At 41.9% G+C, this 21814-nt stretch carries 17 protein-coding genes; 16 read left to right on the top strand and 1 reads right to left on the bottom strand.

The features are described 5' to 3' along the window. Window positions 1-12: 12 nt before the first annotated feature. From BK120_RS32035 to BK120_RS32025, 3 genes are all read left to right on the top strand, one after another. Window positions 13-909: a carbohydrate ABC transporter permease gene (locus tag BK120_RS32035; RefSeq protein WP_076271526.1), complete on the top strand. Its 897-nt coding sequence runs from the start codon at window positions 13-15 to the stop codon at window positions 907-909. Window positions 910-954: 45 nt separating this feature from the next. Continuing rightward, the gene (locus tag BK120_RS32030; RefSeq protein WP_076271525.1) at window positions 955-2562 is read left to right on the top strand and encodes an extracellular solute-binding protein; all 1608 of its coding nucleotides are present in this window, start codon (window positions 955-957) and stop codon (window positions 2560-2562) included. Window positions 2563-2637: 75 nt separating this feature from the next. Then, the gene (locus tag BK120_RS32025; RefSeq protein WP_076271524.1) at window positions 2638-5037 is read left to right on the top strand and encodes a hypothetical protein; all 2400 of its coding nucleotides are present in this window, start codon (window positions 2638-2640) and stop codon (window positions 5035-5037) included. Between the two features lie 180 nt (window positions 5038-5217). Here the strand turns inward: BK120_RS32025 and BK120_RS32020 are convergent, their stop codons facing one another. Continuing rightward, window positions 5218-5862, bottom strand: a complete 645-nt coding sequence (locus tag BK120_RS32020; RefSeq protein ID WP_076271523.1) for a phosphatase PAP2 family protein — start codon at window positions 5860-5862, stop codon at window positions 5218-5220. A 177-nt stretch (window positions 5863-6039) separates the two neighbouring features. Between BK120_RS32020 and BK120_RS32015 the strand changes: the two genes are divergently transcribed. From BK120_RS32015 to BK120_RS31955, 13 genes are all read left to right on the top strand, one after another. Next, on the top strand, window positions 6040-6975 hold the full coding sequence (locus BK120_RS32015) for an AraC family transcriptional regulator (protein WP_076271522.1): 936 nt from the start codon (window positions 6040-6042) through the stop codon (window positions 6973-6975). 26 nt (window positions 6976-7001) lie between these two features. Continuing rightward, window positions 7002-9416 carry an excinuclease ABC subunit UvrA gene (locus BK120_RS32010; protein ID WP_076271521.1) on the top strand — a complete coding sequence of 805 codons (2415 nt, stop codon included), beginning with the start codon at window positions 7002-7004 and terminating at the stop codon, window positions 9414-9416. Continuing rightward, window positions 9416-10456: a serine hydrolase domain-containing protein gene (locus BK120_RS32005; protein WP_076271520.1), complete on the top strand. Its 1041-nt coding sequence runs from the start codon at window positions 9416-9418 to the stop codon at window positions 10454-10456. Before BK120_RS32010 ends, BK120_RS32005 begins: the two co-directional genes overlap by 1 nt. Before the next feature lie 173 nt (window positions 10457-10629). Then, entirely contained in the window at window positions 10630-11259 is a 630-nt protein-coding gene (locus tag BK120_RS32000; protein WP_076271519.1) for a hypothetical protein, read from the top strand. Window positions 11260-11419: 160 nt separating this feature from the next. Next, window positions 11420-12511 (top strand): NAD(P)H-dependent flavin oxidoreductase, encoded by a 1092-nt coding sequence (locus tag BK120_RS31995; RefSeq protein WP_076271518.1) that lies wholly within the window; start codon window positions 11420-11422, stop codon window positions 12509-12511. 31 nt (window positions 12512-12542) lie between these two features. Then, window positions 12543-13088, top strand: a complete 546-nt coding sequence (locus BK120_RS31990; protein ID WP_076271517.1) for an RNA 2'-phosphotransferase — start codon at window positions 12543-12545, stop codon at window positions 13086-13088. A 145-nt stretch (window positions 13089-13233) separates the two neighbouring features. Continuing rightward, the gene (locus BK120_RS31985; RefSeq protein WP_076271516.1) at window positions 13234-14229 is read left to right on the top strand and encodes a cell wall hydrolase; all 996 of its coding nucleotides are present in this window, start codon (window positions 13234-13236) and stop codon (window positions 14227-14229) included. Between the two features lie 320 nt (window positions 14230-14549). After that, a complete protein-coding gene (locus BK120_RS31980; protein ID WP_076271515.1) occupies window positions 14550-16532 on the top strand; it encodes an AraC family transcriptional regulator in 1983 nt (660 codons plus the stop codon). Window positions 16533-16755: 223 nt separating this feature from the next. After that, on the top strand, window positions 16756-17385 hold the full coding sequence (locus BK120_RS31975; protein WP_076271514.1) for a hypothetical protein: 630 nt from the start codon (window positions 16756-16758) through the stop codon (window positions 17383-17385). A gap of 227 nt (window positions 17386-17612) precedes the next feature. Further along, complete coding sequence (locus BK120_RS31970) at window positions 17613-18308, top strand: response regulator transcription factor (RefSeq protein ID WP_076271513.1); 696 nt, start codon at window positions 17613-17615, stop codon at window positions 18306-18308. After that, entirely contained in the window at window positions 18305-19774 is a 1470-nt protein-coding gene (locus tag BK120_RS31965) for a HAMP domain-containing sensor histidine kinase (protein ID WP_256711085.1), read from the top strand. Before BK120_RS31970 ends, BK120_RS31965 begins: the two co-directional genes overlap by 4 nt. Beyond that, window positions 19771-20874, top strand: coding sequence for a hypothetical protein (locus BK120_RS31960; protein WP_076271512.1), 1104 nt, complete (start codon window positions 19771-19773; stop codon window positions 20872-20874). Before BK120_RS31965 ends, BK120_RS31960 begins: the two co-directional genes overlap by 4 nt. A 180-nt stretch (window positions 20875-21054) precedes the next feature. Next, window positions 21055-21804 (top strand): N-acetylmuramoyl-L-alanine amidase family protein, encoded by a 750-nt coding sequence (locus BK120_RS31955; RefSeq protein WP_076271511.1) that lies wholly within the window; start codon window positions 21055-21057, stop codon window positions 21802-21804. Window positions 21805-21814: the final 10 nt, after the last annotated feature.

Below are 21814 nucleotides of genomic sequence, written 5' to 3'. Positions count from 1 at the left end.
GGAGCGAGAGCGATGATTAACATAAAAAAATCAACGGCAGACAAAATAGTCGACGTCTTTTTGTATCTCATTCTGGCAGGTATTATCTTTATCACATTGTATCCCTTTTGGACGCAGGTCGTGATTTCTTTAGATGGAGCAGGAGCAGACAGTGCTGCCTATTCATCAGGCTTCATATGGTTGCCGACACAGCTCACGTTCGAGAGCTACAAGCTGGCCTTTAAGTTCGATGCGCTATGGACGGGATACTGGAATACGATTATTCGAACCGCGCTGGGTGTTATATTATCTATTTTTTTTACGGCCATAACCGCCTATCCTTTAGCAAAAAAAGACCTTCCCTTTAACCGATCGTTTACAAGCATGATTTTGTTCACGATGTTGTTTGCTGGGGGGACGATTCCTTCGTACCTGCTTATTAAGGAACTGAATATGCTTGATACGATTTGGTCGCTTGTTATTCCGGGAATGATTGGTGCGTTTAACGTGTTGATTATGCGAAATTTTTTTCGTTCGATTCCGGAAGAACTGGAAGAGTCGGCACGTGTGGATGGTGCAGGTTACTTGCGGATATTTACTCAGATCGTCATACCTTTATCGAAGCCAGTGCTGGCTACGATTGCTTTATGGGTAGGTGTAGGCCACTGGAATGCATGGTTTGACAGCATGATCTACATTTCAGATCCAAATAAGCAAGTTCTGCAGATTGTTTTACGCAAAATTATTATTCAAAACAACATGGCGGATATTAACAGCGTCATTCAAAATATCGGTAAAACAACAGAGTTTTCGGGAAGACAGCTGCAAGCCACGGTTGTCATGTTCTCGATCATTCCAATGCTGGTCGTTTATCCTTTTATCCAAAAGTATTTTGTCAAAGGCGTTATGATTGGCGCTATTAAAGGGTAACTCCCCTAATAGATAATATTTCATAAACAGAGAGGGCTGGTTGAAATGATAAAGAAGCGTGTATTGCTAGGAGGGCTATCCGCAGTTATGCTGATGTCGATCATGGCGGGATGCGGCAAAAATGATTCCTCGGGTAATCAGACTGATAATGGGAATAAACAATCGGCAGTCAATGGAGAAGCCACGAATAAGAAAATGAAATTGATGTTTTGGAATTTAGATGAGAATCAAACGACAGACTCAGTCGGATTAAATGCACTGAAAGAGAAGTACAACGTCGATTTGGAAAGTATAGCATCAACCAGGGAAGCGATGAAGGAAAAACTGAACCTTCTTATATCCTCTGGTGAAATTCCAGATTGGTGGAAAGAGCCATCGTTTACGGATTACGATAAATTTCTCCAACAGGATGTTGCCGCTGAAATTCCGCAACAATTAATTGAACAAAATATGCCGAAATATACGGAGTGGCTTAAACGTTACCTTGGGGAAGATCCATTTAAGTATATAAGAAGAGATGGGAAAATCTATGGATTACCGGTCATCTGGGATATTGGTATCGATGGTATACAGCTTGGTTTTCGTGAAGATTGGTTGAAAAAAGTAGGCATAACAAAAACACCGGAAACGCTTGATGAGATGGAAGCTGCATTGACGAAATTCCGGAACGAGGATCCTGACGGCAATGGTAAAAAAGATACGTATGGCATCACAGCAGCAGGTGAAAATATCGAATCTATTTTCAGCTCCGTGTTTGGCGCATATGATGCTTATCCTAATATATTCCGTGAGAAAGATGGAGTAATCGTCCGTGGAGAAATTGAACCAGGCGCCAAGCAAGCGCTTGAAGTTCTGAACCGTTGGTATAAAAATGAATTGATTGATCCCGAATTTGTCGTTAATAAAGGTAATAATGTTGAAGACAAAGTGCTTACGGACAAAATAGGAGCGATTGAATATTATTGGTGGGCGTTCTTGCCGGGCAACGCATTCCTTGGTGGAGAACAGTGGTATGACAAGCTGGCTAAGAAGTACCCGGGCTTTAATTTTGCAATTGAAGGCGGAATTAAGGGACCCGATGGGAAATACGGCATATCACAGTACAACCCAGCCTTTGCATCGGGTGTTATGTTCGGTAAGCATTTAGAAAAAGACCAGGAAAAACTGATTAAATACATGCAAATTTTCGAAGCTACCCAATTTGATCCGGAAATTTATGAAAAAATGAACTTTGGAGAGAAAGGTGTCCATTGGAATAAGAGCGACAAAGGAACGGTTGAATTCATCGCTCCATATACAGACGAGAAAGAACGCAAAAAAATAGGTCTTGGCGGTTACTCGATGGCAGGCTCGTTCAATGACTACGAATTTCAAACGTCATATACATCTGAAGAAAGTCTGCGTCAGCTTGCGAAAGATACACGTGCCAAGGGAACGAGAAATATTGATATTCTAGCACCATTCAACAAGCCCATCTACAATGAAACACAGGATAAGTTGAAACAGTATACACTACAAAATTTTATAGATTTTATTACGGGTCGCAAACCGCTGAGCGAATTCGATAGTTTTGTAGCTGAATGGAAAAAGATGGGCGGCAATGATGTATTAAAAGAAGCGCAACAAGTATATGACGACAATTTAAAATCATAATCATTTTGCTAAGCTAATTATCGATCTAAGAATGCGCTTAAATGAAAAATTATGCAGCAGGGAGATAGGAGAACTATGTATACCATAAACGCTGGTGTCTTAAAATTGCAGTTGAACGAAAAAGGTCAAATCACAGCTATGAACGATAGCGGGGATCATGCGTATGCATCAACTTCGCAGACTACTGTGCTTATACGCATTGTCATCGATGGTCGAATGGAAGTGCCTTCGAAGGCATCCTTGAACGCGGTACTGGGGCTAATAACATTTGAATTTGCAGATAGCGGTGCTGTGGTCGATGTATTGATAGCAGAAAAATCGCAGTATGCGACATTTGAGATTCAGCGTATTGAAGGCGCCGACGTGGATGGGGTCATATGGGGACCGTATATGACAACGGTTGCCGGTTCGATCGGTGAATCGGTTGGTGTCGTTCATAATGGACAATTCGCGATCGGCCTTCAGGCATTGAATATCAAGACTGTCGGGGGGTGGCCGATCGAGCTCGATCGATTGGAAAATGTGCAGCAAAGTTATTCGGACAACGGGAACGTAAAGCCGGATCCTGACAGTCAGCAAATATCCGATAGTAAATTCGAGTATGATGTTTGCGCAGCATGGCCAACAAGCGAAGGAAGCCTGCTGCAGGCATTTGCTAGAAATCGGTCGAAGAGCTTTCGTCGTCCGGCATGGAACTTACCGCTTGTTCAAACAGCGCCCATAAGTGGGGACGACGCATCAATCGTTGGAACAAGTATTGCTTTGTTCGGTTGTGAGTTACAGGATGTGCTTGCGACGATTGAAGCGATTGAGATTAGAGAAGGACTGCCTCATCCTATGATTGAAGGGGTCTGGGGTAAAATATCGCCTATGGCAAACCAATCGTACCTGATTACGGATTTCTCCGAATCTACAATGTCCGAAGCTGTAAGTTTTACGAAAATGGCTGGTCTCAAATACGTGTATCATCCCGATCCATTCATCAATTGGGGACATTTCACTCTGAAGCCAAAAAGCTTCCCGAATGGCGATGAGGGTTTAAAGTCTTCTGTGGCGATGGCAGAAGGTGAGGGTGTTCATGTCGGCGTGCATACACTATCCAACTTTACGACATTAAATGATTCCTATGTAACGCCAGTGCCGGATGAAAGGCTGCAAATGGCAGGCATGTCGCAATTAGTTGCAACGGTTGACTTAGAAGCAGATTGTATCGAGGTTGATGATCCCGCGCCGTTTCAACTACATTTGTTCCGGCATACAGCACAAATCGGAAGTGAACAAATAGAATATGATGGAGTTACAGAAAGCGCGCCGTGGAAGCTGACAGGCGTTAAGCGTGGAGTAAATGGAACAACCATCGCGACGCATGAAATCGGTACGATTATAGGTCGACTATGGGATCACCCTTACGATGTATTTTTCCCGAACATTGAGCTGCAGGACGAATATTGCGTTCGCATCAACGAGCTATTTATGAAAACGGGCTTGAAGCAAATATCATTTGATGGTTTGGAAGGCTGCTATGCAACAGGTCATGACGGGTATGGAGTGAATCGTTTTGTGAAAATGTGTTATGACGGCTGGGGAGAAGAAGTCATTAACGATGCTAGCATTGTCGTTCCAAACTATTTGTGGCATGTATTCACAAGGTTCAACTGGGGCGAGCCTTGGGGTGCTGCAACACGTGAAGGGCAGCTAGAATGGCGGCTTACCAACCAGCGGTACTTTGCCCGTAACTTCATTCCGTCAATGCTTGGATGGTTTCTTGTTCGTTCTGCTTCCGATCAGTTCGAAGCGACGTCACCTGATGAAATAGAGTGGGTATTATCGAAAGCGGCAGGTTTTAACGCTGGTTTTGCTTTAGTTGCCGATATGCAGGTGCTTGGGCGAAACGGTAACATTGAGTCGGTATTTACATCCGTGCGCGAGTGGGAGACAGCAAGACAAGCCGGCGCCTTCACATCCGAACAACGGGAACGGTTGAAGGACCCGAAAAGCGATTGGCATTTGGAAGCTTCAGGTGAAGGAAAGTGGAATTTATACCCTGTTCATATCTCAAAACCGCTCGTATGCAACCCGGCGGAGCTGCAGCCAGGCCAGCCAGGAGGAGCAGATTGGACGCATTTCAACCGATATGCGGATCAACCGCTAAAATTTACGCTGCGTGTCATTCCTTCATATGGAAACGATGATGCTTCGATTAAACGTCCAACTTTTTATACGAATGGTGTATACATGACGTTTGATACAGAAGTTTTCGTGAACCAATATCTCGTTTGTGAAGGTGACAGAATCGGTAAAGTTTATGATCAGAACTGGAAGCTGCTAAGAACCATTCATGCTTCCGCCGATGCGCCAATCGTAAGAAAAGGTGGACAGCCGCTATCATTCAGTTGTAAATTCGAAGGCGATCCGAAACCTCTAGTTAGCGTCAGAGTGACGACTTGGGGAGAACGGGAAGAAGTAGTAAATTAAGCGGCGGCCGTTTTCCTATACATAATAGGGGAACGGTCTTCTTTGGTGGAAGCAAGTTTGCAGGAAACCCACTCCTCATTATGTAAGTCTGCCAGTTAAGACCAATTCTGATTTCTGAGATGGTCCTCCCTTTTGTTACCTCTACTTTCCAGCCCTTTGTAATGATCATAGATCCCATTGCTACATACTTGTAGTAGCCTGCTTGTCACGCCGTTGATTTCGAGATGAGATATAATGGACAACCTGGTATGTCACTTCAGCGAAGAGAATTCCTCCAAATACATCAATGAGTGCATGCTGCTTGGTGAAGACAGTGGAGATGATAATGAGCCACAACAAAATGTACATAAAGACTCTAACAGACAGTTTGACAATTAATTCACGTTTCAAAGTTATGAATAGCAAATAACTTGTTAAGCAGTGGACACTAGGAAAACAGTTAAAGGGTGCGTCAGACTCGTAAATAAAATTAACAAGCCTGCTCGCCAAGTCAGCGCCATCAACATCGGGCCGAGGGACAAGGGTAGCAAAAAACCAGAAAACAACATTGCATGCCATGACGGAAATATTATAGATCAATAGAGTACGCCAATAAATACGGCGATGTTTAACAGCTAGATACAAAAAGCTTAGATATAAAACAGGCATCCAGCTTATATAAGGGAAGATAAACCATTTTACAAAAGGAATTAACGTATCTATCCAAAAATAATCCAAAATAATGTCCGGTCCAATATTGCTGGCAATCCCCATATAAATAAACCCCTGAAGAGGAATGGAAAGAATACCTAACAGGTGTTTCCATTTTTCAATCCACATTTTCATTTTAGTCCTCACTCGCTTCTCTTGAAGTTTTATTCATTCTAAACTTCATCAGATGCCAGAACAATACACAAATGTAATACATTATTGAATTGTTTTTGGAAAAACATATTTTAACATATGTTATTCTGTATTCTGTAATGGACTAATGTTGCTCCAAAAGGTGCGGAGGGATCATATATGACAATTTCTCAAAGTAAAAAAGAGTATTTGCGTCGCATTCATAAAGTGCAGGATTATATAGAAGCAAATGTATGTGACTCTCATTCACTAGATGAGCTTGCTTCCATTGCTGGGTTTTCAAAGTATCACTTTCATAAAATTTTTAAAGGGATCGTGAATGAATCATTGCTGCAATACGTAAACCGAGTGAAGCTGGAGAAAGTATTAAATTTTCTCATTCATCGGCCAGATATGACAGTTACGGCTATCGCTTATCAATTTGGTTTTACGGATACTGCGATTTTTTCACGGGCGTTTAAAAACTATTATGGTGTAAGCCCGAGCTATTATAGAAATCAATATCGCAAGAATTGCAAAGACTTGATAAAAATATCTCCTTATCATGAAAGTATGCTGAAAATGACAAAAAAGGATGATGAAAATAAGGTAAAAGGAAAGGTAACCATTGAGACGATTGGCGACATGAATGTTGCCTATGTGAGACATCTTGGCACCTATGAACAATTAAAGCTTGTTTTTGAATCACTCATGCACCAGCTGCTCGCTTATTTAAGCAAATGGAACCTCATCGATTCGAGCAGCATAAAAGTGTTGACGATCTATCATGATCATCCGGAAATTACAGAGGATCATCATAGAAGAACCAGCCTTTGTGTGACAATCCCAAGCAGTGCTGCCAAGGTCATCGAAAAAGGGGATAGTGATGTCGGAATCATGATTATTCCTTCCGGCAAATACGCTGTAGGTCATTTTGAAATATACCAAAATGAGTATAGTGAAGCTTGGGACTATTTATGCGGCGAATGGCTGCCCCAAAGCGGTTATCTTCCTCGTGACACCTCAAGTTTTGAAGTATATGTCAGCGAACCAGACCCAAACCCACAAACAAAACATGTCGTAGATATATATTTGCCGATAGGACCTCTTGCATAGTCAAATCTAGAATAAGGGGCGATGAGATGGAGCAGAAAAACATAACGATAAAAGGGGCACGAGTGCATAACCTCAAGAACGTAGACATTTCAATTCCAAAAAACAAGCTGGTGGCAGCAACTGGCGTCAGCGGATCAGGTAAATCCAGCCTTGTGTTTGATATTATTTTTGAGGAAGGACGTAAGCAATACTTGCAATCCTTAGGTATTGTTGCTGGGTTTGATAATGAAGACAAATTCGACAGTATAGAAGGTTTAAGCCCAGCCATAGCCGTGCAGCAAAATACGATCCGTCAAAGCAACACGCGCTCAACCGTAGGCTCAAAGACCAATATTATGAATAGGGTGGCACTGCTCTATGCTGGAGAAGGGTCAATTCGTTGCTCCACCTGCGGAACAGCTGTGAATGACAACCTATTCTGCTTAGAATGCGGGAATAGCGAGGAGCGATTGTCGCCAAGTTATTTTTCCTACCTTTCTCCAAATGGAATGTGTATCAAGTGCTCTGGGCGAGGATCGTATTTTAAAGTTGACATGGAAAAACTTGTTTCAGATAGCCGTATGACTTTGGAGCAGGTTCTTGATGGAGTCGGCTTAACTCCTGGTTATTTGCGATTATTTCAAAGGAAGTTCCATTCCTATTTAGCTATTCCTTTCTTACAACTGCCAGAAGAAGTAAGGGGAGAAATCATCTATGGGCATTATGCAAACGGCAATTCTGAAAAACGCAGCGCCTGTTTAACGAACATATTTCATACTCGCCTTCATAGAGGAGAACCGTTAAATGGTGTGTATGCTAATATTGTATGTTCCGAGTGCCATGGATTTAGAGTGGGTGAAGAGGCAAGGGCAGTGCTGTTAAATGGCAAGCATATTGGTCAACTTGGGCGGATGACAATCTCAGAAGTGAATGAAGTGCTTGAAGATTTGTTCCAGCAAAACACATTCACAATGATGGGGAAAAACTTGCTGCAAGAAATATTGCTTAAAACGAATAACTTGATTAAAGCACGCCTCGGCCATCTTTCCCTTTACAGAGAAATGCCAACTTTGAGTGGAGGAGAAATACAGCGATTATTTCTGCATTCACATTTGGATGCAAAAATGGATTCGATGATCTATGTTCTCGACGAACCTACAGCAGGGCTGCATGAGTCTGAAAAATCGGATGTTTTAAAATTTATACGCGCACTCAAAGATCTGGGCAATACGGTGATTGTTGTAGAGCACCATAATAATGCAATTAAAATAGCAGAGCATATCATAGATATAGGACCCATGGCGGGTATTGAAGGTGGAGAGGTTATTTATGAGGGTGATTTAGAAGGATTGCTCGAGTGCAAAGAGTCTATCACTGGCCAATATCTTTCAGGCAAAATGACCATGCCGTTCAGAACTAAACATCCGTGTATTGAAACAGTACCTTGTCTAACCATTCGACATGCCAAAACGAACAACCTCAAGGATGTGACAGCAGCTATTCCTTTAGGTGTAATGGTCGGGATTGCAGGTATGTCGGGAAGCGGTAAAAGCTCGCTGATTTCAAATACGCTGCTCCCTCTCCTGAAAAACCATTTTCGTAATAAGCAGGACAGCAACGAAGAAACCGAAATGGGCAATGAGGTAGAAGCCATGATGACTCAAATGGCTGCGGACAGGTTGGAGGGCTTGGAGCATATTAGTGGCTACGCCGAAATATCACAGGCACCTATAGGCAGGAGCTCGAGCTCCAATCCTGCATCTTATATCGGCATTTGGGATAAAATTCGCAGCTTGTTTGCCAAACAGCCGGCAGCCGTGAAGCGGAATTTTATTTCAGCCCACTTCTCATTCAACTCGAAAGGCGCATGTTCGGAATGCTGCGGCAGTGGACATACGGCAATCTGGCTGAGCGGCAATTTGAAAATAGAAAAACCATGCACAGCATGCTGTGGGAAAAGGTTTAACGATGACGCGTTATCGATCGAATACAAAGAAAAAAATATTTTTGACATCTTAGAACTGAGCGTCTCGGAAGCGGTTGTTTTCTTTGAAGACAACAAGGTGATTGTGACAGCTTTGAAAGTAATGGATCGAATGGGGCTCGGATACTTAAAACTGGGTCAGCCCACACCCTCTTTAAGCGGCGGAGAAGCGCAAAGAATAAAACTCGCTAAAGAGATTGGCCGAAGACGGAAAGGGAATACCCTGTATATACTGGATGAGCCTACCACTGGTCTTAGTCTGTATGATACCGCAAAGCTCATCGAATTGTTAGACGAGCTTATAGCAAATGGGAATTCTGTAATCGTTATTGAGCATAACCCGGCTGTTCTTGCTTCCTGCGACTGGATGATAGAACTTGGACCAGGCGGCGGCCCAGAAGGAGGTTATATTATTGCAGAAGGTTCACCCGATGTGCTGAAAGGAAATCCACAGTCCTTAACCGGGAGGTATCTATAATGCAAAGAGATTACTGGCCAACAACAGAGTGGCGGACGAGGGAGCCAGCAGCTCTCGGCATGGACACAGAAAAGTTTTCCGAACTTAACCAACTAATAAAGACACAATATAGTAATCTAAATGGTATTGTTGTTGTGCATAAGGGTTATATCGCCTTTGAAAAATATGAAAACAGCTTTATCGCTAGTGATACCCATCATGTAGCTTCGGTTACAAAAAGCATCACATCTGCTCTCATCGGCATCGCTATAGACAAAGGATATATCAAAAGTGTAGACGAAAAGGTACTGGATTTCTTCCCCGAATATGTTTCCGTTGCCAGTGACATTCAGAAGCGGGCGGTAACGATCCGGCAGCTTCTCACGATGACGGCGCCGTTTCCTTTTACATGGAAACCAGGAGGGGGAGCGCAGGAGCCGCTGGACAGACTGCGGAGGCAAAAGGATTGGACCAAATATACGCTTGACCTACTGGGACAAAAAGGGCGAATGGGCGAGTTTCAGTATTGTACTGCGGGTGCACATCTGCTGTCGGTTATTTTGACACGCACGACAGGTAAAAGCGCTCGTGAGTTTGCAAATGAGCAGTTGTTTGGGCCAATTGGGATGAAAATTATTGCTGAGCGCCAAATGAAATCGTTTGGTCTCGAAGATGTATTTGGGAAAAGCCTAAAAGGATGGATTCATGACCCTACCGGAAATTCGACAGGGGGTTGGGGGCTTTGTCTAACGCTCAGAGACATGGCGCGTTTTGGATTTCTATATTTAAATGACGGCATTTGGGAAGATAAACAGATAATCTCCACAAAGTGGCATGATGAGTCGATCACAATGAATGCGAACAAATACGGTTATTTGTGGTGGCTGCATGAAGAGGATGGGAATTATGCATATATGGCAATGGGCGATGGAGGCAATGCTATTATTTGCATTCCGGCCAAAGATTTGATAGTAGCTATAGCTTCCAAAATCGTCAACAAACCTCGTGATATATGGCCTCTGATTAAAAATTGCATCATTCCCTCTGTCGTAATCCGTTGAATATCCTCTATTTGCTATCGTCTAGTGTTTGCTAGTCTAATTGACACATGCCTATAATAATAGATGCAGCATTTGTGGCATTCCATAATCGCATTGAAGACGAGTTACCCTACGAGATAGCTAAATATAGCCTGCTTTACGAGATGATAGTAGGATAGGAGACAGGTGAGACGATGACAACGAATAATGAGACAACTAACGAGGAAGTAAATAATAAGGAAGCTGCGATGTCCGAGGAGAAATGGGCTGAGCTTATAAAGGCTGTTCACCATAATGGTCTTGTAGCTTTAAAAATGCACTTTAACGAGGTTGAAGCACAGGTATCAAATTTCGTAGATTACGGCCCGGTTTTTGTATTTAACGTGAAGGATGAATCGGGTAGTGTATATTCGTGCGGATTTTTTCTGCGCGAGTTAATTGCTAGATTCCAATCGGATAATGATCCAGCAGTATGGTTGGCTTCTTTTTTCGTCGATCTTATGGAGACAGAAGGTGGCAAGCCTTTGCCTAAACCGGCTACGAATGAAGATGAGGCTAAAGAGATCATAGACAAAGTACTCGTACCGCAATGTATAAAAGCTGTAACAGAAGAGTTTGCTCCGGAACAGGTACATGCGGGACTGGCTTGGAAGGAAGACCACGGTCCGATTTTTGAAGTGGGTTTTCCAGCAATCATAGATGGAAATAACGTATGTGCTGTTTCTTTGCATCTATTGTTAACACATTTGCAGTTGAATCGTGATCCAGGAGAGCTGCTGATTCAAGGATTGTATGACATTCGGTATGAGCATGGCTTAGAATAAATAACGTAGATAAGATTTAACGCAGCCTGATTAGGCTGCGTTTTTTTTATATGATAAAATCGATCTAAGAAAATAAAAAGTGTACAATTTAAGAGAATAAGAATAATAACTGGGTTGACTCTAATGATTCAAAAAATCATAACAAATTGGAGAAGAAAACATGAATATAAATCTACATACTGAGGTTTGCCAACTGTTTAATATTCGTTATCCGCTTTTTTTAGCTGGAATGGCTGGCGGGCCATCGACTGTAAAATTGGTAGCAGCAGTATCGAATGCAGGTGGACTAGGAACGGTTGGCGCTGCATATATGGAGCCGGCTGCCATTCGAGAAACGATTAATGAAATCCGCAAGCTGACAGATAAGCCTTTTGCAGTTAATCTTTTTGCGACGCAAACTTCGGATGACAGTACTCGAATTGGAGAAGTTCAGCGAGAGCTAAACCTTATGCGGAATGTGCTTGGAATTTCTCATGCGAGTGCGGAACATGTGACGACTCCCGATCGTTTTGACCAACAAATTGCTGTTTTGCTCGAAGAGAAGGTTCCTGTCATCAGCACAGCATTCGGTATTCTTCCGGAGCCTTTCTTGCGGCAAGCTAAAGAGGCTAATCTTCTTGTTGTTGCGATGGTAACTACGGTGAACGAAGCGCTTCTGGCGGAGCAAGCAGGCTGCGATGCGATAGTTGCCCAAGGCAGCGAAGCGGGCGGACATCGAGGAACGTTTGACATAACCGAGCATCAGCTGGGTGCAAATATTGGAACATTTGCTTTGGTACCGCAAATTGTAGATCGTGTGAGCATTCCAGTCATTGCTGCGGGCGGCATTATGGATGGACGGGGTTTAGCAGCGTCACTTATTTTAGGAGCACAGGGTGTCCAGATGGGGACGCGATTTCTTACAGCGATTGAATCTGGTGCGCATGAGATGTATAAGCAGGCTCTGCTGAAAAGTACAGAGGAGAGCACGGTTATTACGAAAGCTTTCTCGGGACGACCAGCTAGAGGCATACGCAATTCATTTGTTAAGCAATGGGAAGAGAACGGGATCGAGCCCCTTCCGTTTCCTACTCAAAACACCGTGACTCGTGATATAAGAAACGCTGCAAGCAGCCAAAACAATTCAGAATATATGTCCCTATGGGCTGGTCAAGGGACAAGGATGCTTACTTCTGGTCAAACTGCGGAGGATATCGTTGCGGAGACGATTCGGCAAGCACTTTCCATTAGTGAGACAGGCAGGTTCCAATAACATAAATTTCTGAAAAAGGAGGGACAACAAAATGTTAACGGAAAAACAAGAAGAATCTCTAAGTAAGTTCATGAGTAAAATTTTAAGACATTCGCCTGATGCTTTTGGCATTACATTAGACCAAGAGGGATTTTGTAAACTGGATGATTTCGTTTCCTCCATTCGGAATGAAGCAAGATGGAGCAGCATTCAAAATAGTGATATTGAGCAAGTCGTCCGTCATTGTAAGAAGCAGCGATATGAAATTACGGGTGACTCTATTCGTGCAAACTATGGACATAGCGTTGAAAGAATAACTTATAAAGAGGCAAAGCCCCCTGCCCTATTGTTTCATGGAACGAACACTAAGGTTTCGAATATTATTTTAGCCGAAGGTTTAAAGCCAATGGGAAGACAATATGTTCATCTTTCGGAATCGCTTGATTTTGCTACACTTGCAGGAAAAAGGCGAGGAGAACTAGTCATCCTGCATGTTAACACCGAGCTTGCATTATCTCTTGGCGTCAGCTTTTATTTGGCTAATAATGGCGTTTGGCTTTCTGATTTTATACCGCCTTCCTGTATCTTAATGAAGTAAGGGTTTTCATTTTTTTGTCCTTTTGTATCGTTTGTGGTTAATTCTGTGAAAATGTTAATGCTAAAGTCCCAATAAACTGTGATATAATTTTGCCCAGAAGATGAACGTTGGATTTTACACCAACTTAATTAACTGGGAGGTACGCATGATCAGAGATGCCAAGCGGATTAGAGGTCTTATCATCACCATGATATTGGGTTTGTTTCTGCTTTGTATCGGACCTATGTCGAGTGTCCACGCAGGGAATGCAGCTGCTGCGGAAGATTGGACGATTAAATTTAATGGGAAAATAGTGAAGATAACGGATCCGCTTTATGTGTCAGAAGGACGATTGTTTGTTCCGGTAGCCCGCATTGCTGATATGTTCGGTGCAAAGTCGAGCTGGGATAATGTGAACGAAGAAGTAACCATACATACAGAATTAAAAGATAAAGTCGTGCTGGGAAATGGAGTACCAGTGGTTTATTTCAACGAAACCCGTTATAAATTGGATGCGGCGCCATTTTTAAAGGATAATAGGCTGTATGCTCCTCTGCGCCAATTGTCAGAAATGCTGCATGCTAATGTGGTATCGAATGCAGAATCAAACGTTATTGAACTTATAAAAGTACAGCCTGCTGTAATAACAGAAGAGTATGGCTTGGATGAAATCAGCAAGGAGTTTGGCAGCACCAAATCAGAGCTGCTCAAATGGAATGGACTCGATAGCAAGGCGAAGATCAAGCCGGGAACAAAGCTCAAGGTCGTCATTCCTTCAAATGTTGATCAAATAGCAAAATCGTTCACGGAAGCGGATTATATGCTGCTAGCTAAGATTACGATGGTTGAAGCAGGCAATGAATCCTATGAAGGACAGCTTGGATTAGCAAATGTTATATTAAACAGAGTGAAGGATGAGCGGTTTCCGGATACGATACGCGACGTCATTTATTCAGGCAAGCAGTTTCCTCCAGCGCATAATGGACTCTTAGATAAAAGCAAGCCAAACGCAAGCTCACTTCGCGCAGCGAAAGATGCCCTTAACGGCAAAAATAATGTGGAGAATGCCGTTTATTTCTTCAATCCCGATATTTCCAAAGGATCGTTTTGGTCCAGCTTAGATGTTATTGTGACAATCGACAATCATAGCTTTGCAAAATAGTTGTAAGCATGGAATAGGTGAAAAAACCTATCATGGGTCAAACCCCAGTCAAGTAGACAATTGAAAAAAGTTATGCAGCCAGCGTGCACCGATATTCAATCGGTGCACGTTGTTTTTTATTTGGCTTGAATCTCTGGTGCAGGTACAACTTACTTCTCTGTTTTGAGATGCGAGAAGAATTGGAAGCATTGATCGGAGTGGACGGAATGGGCAAATGTAAAAAAGGCAATTGTCACTCAGAAGGGCTATCATTTATAATGGAGTTTAATCGAGAATTGTTCTCAATGTAAAGATGTGCAACCGGACGGGGAGTGGAACGATTGAAATTAAATGATCACATACTAATATGGAATCATGCTTTTATACAGGTAATCGATGTTCGCCATTCAGCAATGGAGCATGGGGAAGCACTGCGAGCTTATCGTTTGCCTGTCAGTGCATTTTTGTATACAATACGTGGAAGTGCCGAGGTATGGCTAGATGGGAACGCCTATGTTGCCAAACAATCGTTTATTTTTCATGGCGGAAAAGGAATGAATCTGACTATTCTGGCTATAGACGAGCTGGAATATTATATGATTTTGTACAAGCCGACACTAACGTTGCCGAATCGCGAGGAATTTGTGAACAGAATAGGACAGGATAATCCCTTCCAATATCAATATGCTTTTGCTCCAAGCTATCCTTTAGCTTTATTTGATAAGCTAACACGGTTGGAGAAAGAGTGGAATCAAACTACTGCACTCGGTAAGCTGCATGTGAAGTCGATTTTTTATCAGTTCGTCTATGAGCTGTTAAGGCAGCTGAATCATCACGATGTTAAACCGATAAGGCCGGACCTGGCTTCACTGGCAACTCATTACATACATGAGCATTACTCTGAGATGATAACATTAGAATCAATAGCCCAAGCGCTCGATTGCAGTGAGGGGCATTTATCCAGGCAGTTCAGGAACACGATGCAAAATAGTCCGATTCATTATTTGAGTCAAGTGCGGATGAATCAAGCTATACAACTGCTTATGCGAACGGAGGCAACATTACAGGAAGTGGCTGAACAGGTGGGATTTCCGGATGCTCACTCCCTTAGTCGCAGCTTCAAGAAATATATCGGAATATCGCCTGCCCGATTTAGGAAGAAGCATGCTCATGATTGGAGAGATCAGGAATTGCCCTTATCGATGAATAGAATTGCCGTTTTGCTAAATAATAATCACCTTTATAATGATAATGAAAATCATTTTCAATATAAGACAGGGAGAGAGTTATTGATGCAAAGAAGAACGAAGATCGCGATCATGGCTTTGGTAATGTGTGTTTCATTATTGGTGAGTGCTTGCGGGAGTACAGCAAATACAAATGTAAATTTAGAAGTGCAAGCGAATAAGACTGCAGGAACAAATGCTGAACAGACTAATCAGCAAGCTGCGGCTACAGTGAAAACAAGAATAGTATCTACTCAGAAGGGTGATGTAGAGATACCGGCCGAGCCTAAACGAGTGGCATCCGATCAATATTTAGGTTATCTAGTGAAACTTGGTATAGTACCTATCGGGGTTAGAAGCTACATGCTTAACGAGGCATGGATCAGCAAATCAGGCATATCGAATGATTTGATTGCGGGCATTGAGGATCTAGGCGATTTTCCTATGAATCTGGAGAAATTAACCTATCTAGAGCCGGATTTAATTATAGGTTCAATTGAAGAAAATATTGAGCTTTATGAAAAAATCGGAACGACAGTTTTTTTGCCTTACTGGGAAGGCGAATCGACAGCGGGACCGTTGGATAAATTCCGTAGAATTAGTGAATTATTCGGTAAGGAACAGGCAGCAGAGCAATGGATAGCAGAATATGAGCAAAAAGTAGATGAAGCTAAAAATAAAATATCCGGAATCATCAAAGAAGGAGAGACCGTATCCATTGTACAAATTGGTTGGGATGGTTTGTATGTACTGGCTGCCGAAGGCGGTAATTATGGTAGTTCAACCATCTATCAAATGCTGCAGCTGCCGCCTACTGAACATGCACTCAATATGAAAAACGGATTTGAGAAAATTTCTCTTGAGGTGCTGCCAGAATATATGGGTGATCATGTGTTTCTGTATGGGGCAGAAGATGAAGGAGCAGAAAAAATCTTGGACAGCAATGTCTGGAAGGGCGTTCCTGCTGTTAAAAAAGGACAGGTTTACAATTATGGTTCTTCCGGTGAGAAAGAAGATGAGTTTGTAATGGAGGATCCCTATTCGCTGGAGCTGCAACTAGACAAGATTGTTAAAGTTCTATTAGCTGAGGAAAAATAGATTGCCGCTGAACCATTGCAGGTTGCAGAAACAAGGGGAACAAGTCCAATGGATTTGTTCCCCTTGTTGTTAAGAGGACGAAGACAGAGCTGCCGTATCGTTGTTGGATGACTGAAACCATTTGTGGTAATCTATAATAGATTTGCAGTAGAGCTGCCGTATGATATGATCGCAATGAAGCCTACTTTACAGGATGATAGTATGATAGGAGACAGGTGGAACTATGAACTTAAACAATGAGACAACTGACTTGGAAGTAAATAGTGAGGAAAAAGAGATGTCCAAGGAGGAATGGGCGGAACTTATAAAAGCTGTTTACGATAATGGCCTTGCAGCTTTAAGAATACATTATAACGATGTTGAGGCACAGGTTTCGAATTTCCATGATTATGGCCCAGTTTTTATATTTCATGTGAAGGATGAATCGGGTAGTCGATATTCCTGCGGTTTTTTTCTGCATGAGTTGCTTAACAGGTTCCAATCGGACAATGACCCTGCAGTATGGATGTCTTCCTTTTTCGTTGAACTTATGGAGACGAAGGGTGGCAAGCCCCTCCCAAAACCAGCAACGAATGAAGCTGAGGCTAAAGCGATAATTGACAACATACTCGTTCCGGAATGTATAAAAGCAGTAACGGAAGAGTTTGCTTCGGAGCAGGTACATGCAGGTCTGGCTTGGAAGGAAGACCACGGTCCAGTCTTTGAAGCTGGATTTCCGGCGCTCACAGGTGGAAATAATGTATGCGCGATTTCTTTGCATTTTTTGTTGATTCATTTGCAGTTGAACCGGGATCCAGGAGATCTGTTGATTCAAGAAATGTACAACATTCGAAAAGAACATGGCATAGGCTAACATTTATGAATCAATGTATTTAGCGCAACCCGATAAGGGTTGCGTTTTTTTTATTCGTACGCAGCGAGCAACTTCAAATTTTAATAGTCGATATTTGCTTTTTTGCACATGCTAAGTATATCCAACTGTTATGCACCCGACTTGTTTCAATACTGTAAACTTTTGTGGGCTTAGTTGTTTGTGAAAACGAGGCTGTGATACGATCAAGGGTGAATGGAGATGAACGAATGGAGCTTACCAAAATTTTGATCATAGAAGATGAAGAAGCAATAGCTGATTTGCTTGCATATGGCTTGCAGAAAGAGGGATTTCAGACCAAGCTTGCTCATAACGGCAAGGATGGCTTAAGAGAAATCGAAGAGTTCAAGCCTGATCTGCTGCTGCTTGATTGGATGCTTCCCGATCAAAGCGGACTAGATATTTGCAAGCAAATTATGGGGAAATACATGCTTCCGATCATCATGATTACGGCTAGGTCTGATATTTCCGACAAAGTTATCGGAATGGAGCTTGGCGCCGACGACTATATTACAAAACCATTTGATATGCGTGAAGTAATCGTCCGCATTCGTACATTACTTCGTAGAATCAATCCTATAACGGCTGTGAACGAAGAAGCAGCGCCAGCAATCATCAAATTCAAAACGATAGAAATTAATGTACCCGAAAGAATGGTCAAAAAAGACAATGAGCTCATCGAGCTGACACCAAAAGAATTTGACCTATTGATGACTTTGACAAGCTCTAGAGGACGCGTATTTACTCGTTCAAATTTGCTTGATTTAGTATGGGGCTACAATTATTTTGGTGATACTCGTACCGTGGATATTCATATTCAACGTTTGCGCAAAAAGCTTGATGCCAATGACATAATTACTACGGTATTTCGTGTCGGGTACAAATTCGAGAAGAATGTGGAATGAATATGGTACAGTCTATCAAGGTTAAGTTTTTAATCGGATTGTTAGTTATTTTTTTCAGCTCGCTATTGCTGCTGCATCATTTTGTCATGCAAATTATTGAATCCAGCAACGAAACCATCATTACGCAGGATTTGAATACGATGAAGAAAAACAGCAATGTTTATGTAAAACAGACGTTTATGATTAATCATTACAGTCATGATGAAATTTATTTCGAGCAAATGTCTAAAGAGTTGGTTGTTGATTTAAAAAACATTACGTCTAGCCAAGTGGCTGTTTATTCATTAAAGGGCAAGCAGCTTGCTGCATCGGACAGTGCTCCCTTCATGAGTCCTCTTGGAGACGATTTCAAGCATGCGCTCAAGGGAGAAACCGCTTATACCATCTCCCATCAAGAAAAAATATCTACGATCTATTTTTCATATCCTGTTGTCATTGACGGTGAAAAAATAGGTATTTTACGATTTTCCAAAGACGTATCGATGCTTTATGAGAACAGCAGGCAAATATTAGATGTCATTTTGTATGTCACGATCGCTATCTTTGCTATGGGCTTGCTGCTTTGTTATGCATTGTTCTGGAACATTACACTGCCCATCGTCAAGATGACCAAAGTTTCAACGGAAGTGATAAACGGCAATCTTAATGTCCATATCTCTTTAAACCGAAAGGACGAGCTGGGCAAGCTTGCTCATAACTTCAATCAAATGATTGAGAAAATTAGGCTTCAAATCGGCAAAATAGAAAAGGACCGCGACCGCCTTAAAGAGTTAAACCAGCACCGCAAGCAATTTTACGACAATGTTACCCATGAGTTGAAAACGCCACTAACTTCTATCATGGGCTATGCGCAGATGATCAAAGACAATGGGCAAAATGATGAGTTTTTTTTCGAGAAAGGTATTGCGCATATAGCGGATGAAAGTGCTCGCCTCCACGAAATGGTTTTGCAGCTGTTGGAGTTGTCCAAGGAAACAGACTCTAAAGCATCCTATGAAATGGTTGATGCTGGGTTCATTTTGCAAAGCGTTTGTGAAGGTATGGTGTTCAAAGCACAAAAGTATAGCAAAAATATTGTTTGCGAATTAGAAGATCATCTCATCATTGAAGGTAGTCCAACTAAATTAAGACAGCTGTTTATCAACTTGATTGATAATGCGATTAAATACAGCGATGCTTCCTCTGAAATTATAGTGAAAGCAGATCTGACCTCCGAGGTCATACAATTCACTTTTAAGAACCAGGGAGATGTCATTGCACCAAAACATTTAGCCCGTATTTATGAACCTTTTTATAGAGAAAATGGTCGTCTTGTGAAAGAAGTCGGGAGCCGTGGATTGGGACTTAGCATTTGCAAAGCCATTGTAGAAGAACATCAAGGAACCATTCAAATCCAAAGCGCGGATAGAGAAACAAGCGTTATTGTTCAAATCCCGCAATTTGATATCAAGCAGGTGACCTCGTGATTAGAAAATCAGTATTTGCTCTGCTTATCCTCGTTATTTTGTCGGGCTGCGCATCTACGAAATTTAATTCAAGAACCGTCGTAATACCAGATACAGAAGCTGCACCGGAATTGGCCCATTCGAACGGTGATTTTGAAGTAAGCAAAATATATCGCATGTTTGAGGAAGAAGAGAGCGATATCCGAATTCTCGGATGGACAGACAATGATCAAGTTCTTGGCTTGCTCAACAATATTGATTCAACTCAAACCCTGCATCGCTTCGATTATAAGAAACAAGCGATGAATAAGGTTTTGAGCTTCCCTCAAAATGCAGAAGCAAGCATGGTTTCCCCAGATGGGTTATATATCGCTGTTTACGTTTGGGATAATAACAAAAACAGAACGCTGAAGATCTACAGCCTGATTGATGGCAAGACGATTACTGCCGAAGATATGCAGAGTCCATTGTCGGCTACGATGATCTGGTCTAACAACAGCCGATATCTCTCTTTTTTCATATGGGATGATCAGAAAGTAGAAAAGCTGGCCGTTTACGACGTTACGACTAAAAAGATGAAGAAATATGATGTTCCGAATGATAGCGATAAAAGCTGGTCGAGATATGCGAAAATGTCTGATAATGGGGAAACGGTATTGATCATCAAACAAATGTATGATGGACAATCGATCTTGTTCGGTAAAATAGACGGGACTGTAATTACCAGTTTGTATAATCATCTGTTGAATCGTGATGGGACGGTAGACTTTCTCAATAATGATCAAATATTGTTTGTCAGCGAGAACAATTTGCTGTTTGCATATGATCGTCGCAATAAAGCTACCACGATCTTAGGTGAGCAAGTGGGTAATTTCCAATTAACAAGGGATCGCAAATATATTGCCTATTCGAAAGATTCGCTGAATATCTATATTGCCAAATTGCAAGGAAACAATCTTTTAAATGAACAGGAGGTGTTCAAAGGAATAAATCCGGGTCAAATGGAGTGGAGTCCATCGGGCAACAAGCTCTATTTGAGCGGCTGGAAGTCATTTGACGCTCAAGTTAAAAGCCAATTGTCCGTACAGTTACCGATGAATTACATTCTTGAGTTTAAATAAAACATGTTTCCAAACAGCCATCACTGCTTCCATCGGTGATGGCTGTTTTTTTTGCGTTTCATAAGACGACGCATTTCAACATTTTTAGATACAACTTGTTTACAAATTGGAGAAGTGCTCGAAATGAGGATTATGTATAAATAAAGAAGCTGCTAAACATCTATTACTTAGGAGGACAACATGTACTCGTATACGAAAAAACGAAAACCGCGTATAGTCAGGCTTATTGTGTTTTTATTCACTTTAATTTTAATTAGTATAACTTTAATTGGCTTTGCCGCAAACAAAGAAGAAAAGTCGCAAGCTCTGTCAGCCAATCCGCCAATTGTTCCAACGAAGCAGCAATCCTTGGATGGAAAACCAGATAGGATATACAAAGTTGTCATTGATGCAGGACACGGCGGCAAAGATCCCGGGGCGGAAGGAGCTAGCGGAAAAAGAGAAAAACATTTTACACTATCGCTATCACAGAAAGTGTACGAGCTGTTAAAGCAAGAAAACATGTTTGAGCCGCATCTAACCCGGAATGACGATACGTTTATTGATCTGGACGTACGTCCTGATATAGCGAATCAAATGGAAGCAGATGTGCTTCTATCCATTCATGCAAATACCTATAAGGACGAGAATGTTGGTGGAATTGAAACATTTTATCGTTTTGATGAAAATATTGAATTAGCTCAGACCATGCACAATCAAGTTGTAAAGGCAATGGGTTTTCGGGATCGCGGAATACGGAATGAAGAGTTAAAGGTTCTTTCACTAAGCAAGGTGCCGGCGATTTTGCTCGAAGTAGGTTATTTGACAAATCCCGCTGAAGAGGCAGTATTGCTTGGAGAAGATGGACAAGACCGTGCTGCGAAAGCTATTGTTGAAGGTTTGAAGCAATATTTTAAAAACAATTCAGAAGATGCAATCATACAATCCTAATAAGAATGTA

Source organism: Paenibacillus sp. FSL A5-0031 (assembly GCF_001956295.1).
In the GTDB taxonomy this organism is placed as follows: Bacteria; Bacillota; Bacilli; order Paenibacillales; family Paenibacillaceae; genus Pristimantibacillus.
This window is presented reverse-complemented; position numbering and strand designations above follow the sequence as displayed.

Bases quoted from the DNA above. Each gene is read 5' to 3' on its own strand.
- BK120_RS32035 (WP_076271526.1), top strand. From the start codon at position 13: ATGATTAACATAAAAAAATCAACGGCAGACAAAATAGTCGACGTCTTT.
- BK120_RS32030 (WP_076271525.1), top strand. From the start codon at position 955: ATGATAAAGAAGCGTGTATTGCTAGGAGGGCTATCCGCAGTTATGCTG.
- BK120_RS32025 (WP_076271524.1), top strand. From the start codon at position 2,638: ATGTATACCATAAACGCTGGTGTCTTAAAATTGCAGTTGAACGAAAAA.
- BK120_RS32020 (WP_076271523.1), bottom strand. From the start codon at position 5,862: ATGAAAATGTGGATTGAAAAATGGAAACACCTGTTAGGTATTCTTTCC.
- BK120_RS32015 (WP_076271522.1), top strand. From the start codon at position 6,040: ATGACAATTTCTCAAAGTAAAAAAGAGTATTTGCGTCGCATTCATAAA.
- BK120_RS32010 (WP_076271521.1), top strand. From the start codon at position 7,002: ATGGAGCAGAAAAACATAACGATAAAAGGGGCACGAGTGCATAACCTC.
- BK120_RS32005 (WP_076271520.1), top strand. From the start codon at position 9,416: ATGCAAAGAGATTACTGGCCAACAACAGAGTGGCGGACGAGGGAGCCA.
- BK120_RS32000 (WP_076271519.1), top strand. From the start codon at position 10,630: ATGACAACGAATAATGAGACAACTAACGAGGAAGTAAATAATAAGGAA.
- BK120_RS31995 (WP_076271518.1), top strand. From the start codon at position 11,420: ATGAATATAAATCTACATACTGAGGTTTGCCAACTGTTTAATATTCGT.
- BK120_RS31990 (WP_076271517.1), top strand. From the start codon at position 12,543: ATGTTAACGGAAAAACAAGAAGAATCTCTAAGTAAGTTCATGAGTAAA.
- BK120_RS31985 (WP_076271516.1), top strand. From the start codon at position 13,234: ATGATCAGAGATGCCAAGCGGATTAGAGGTCTTATCATCACCATGATA.
- BK120_RS31975 (WP_076271514.1), top strand. From the start codon at position 16,756: ATGAACTTAAACAATGAGACAACTGACTTGGAAGTAAATAGTGAGGAA.
- BK120_RS31970 (WP_076271513.1), top strand. From the start codon at position 17,613: ATGGAGCTTACCAAAATTTTGATCATAGAAGATGAAGAAGCAATAGCT.
- BK120_RS31965 (WP_256711085.1), top strand. From the start codon at position 18,305: ATGAATATGGTACAGTCTATCAAGGTTAAGTTTTTAATCGGATTGTTA.
- BK120_RS31955 (WP_076271511.1), top strand. From the start codon at position 21,055: ATGTACTCGTATACGAAAAAACGAAAACCGCGTATAGTCAGGCTTATT.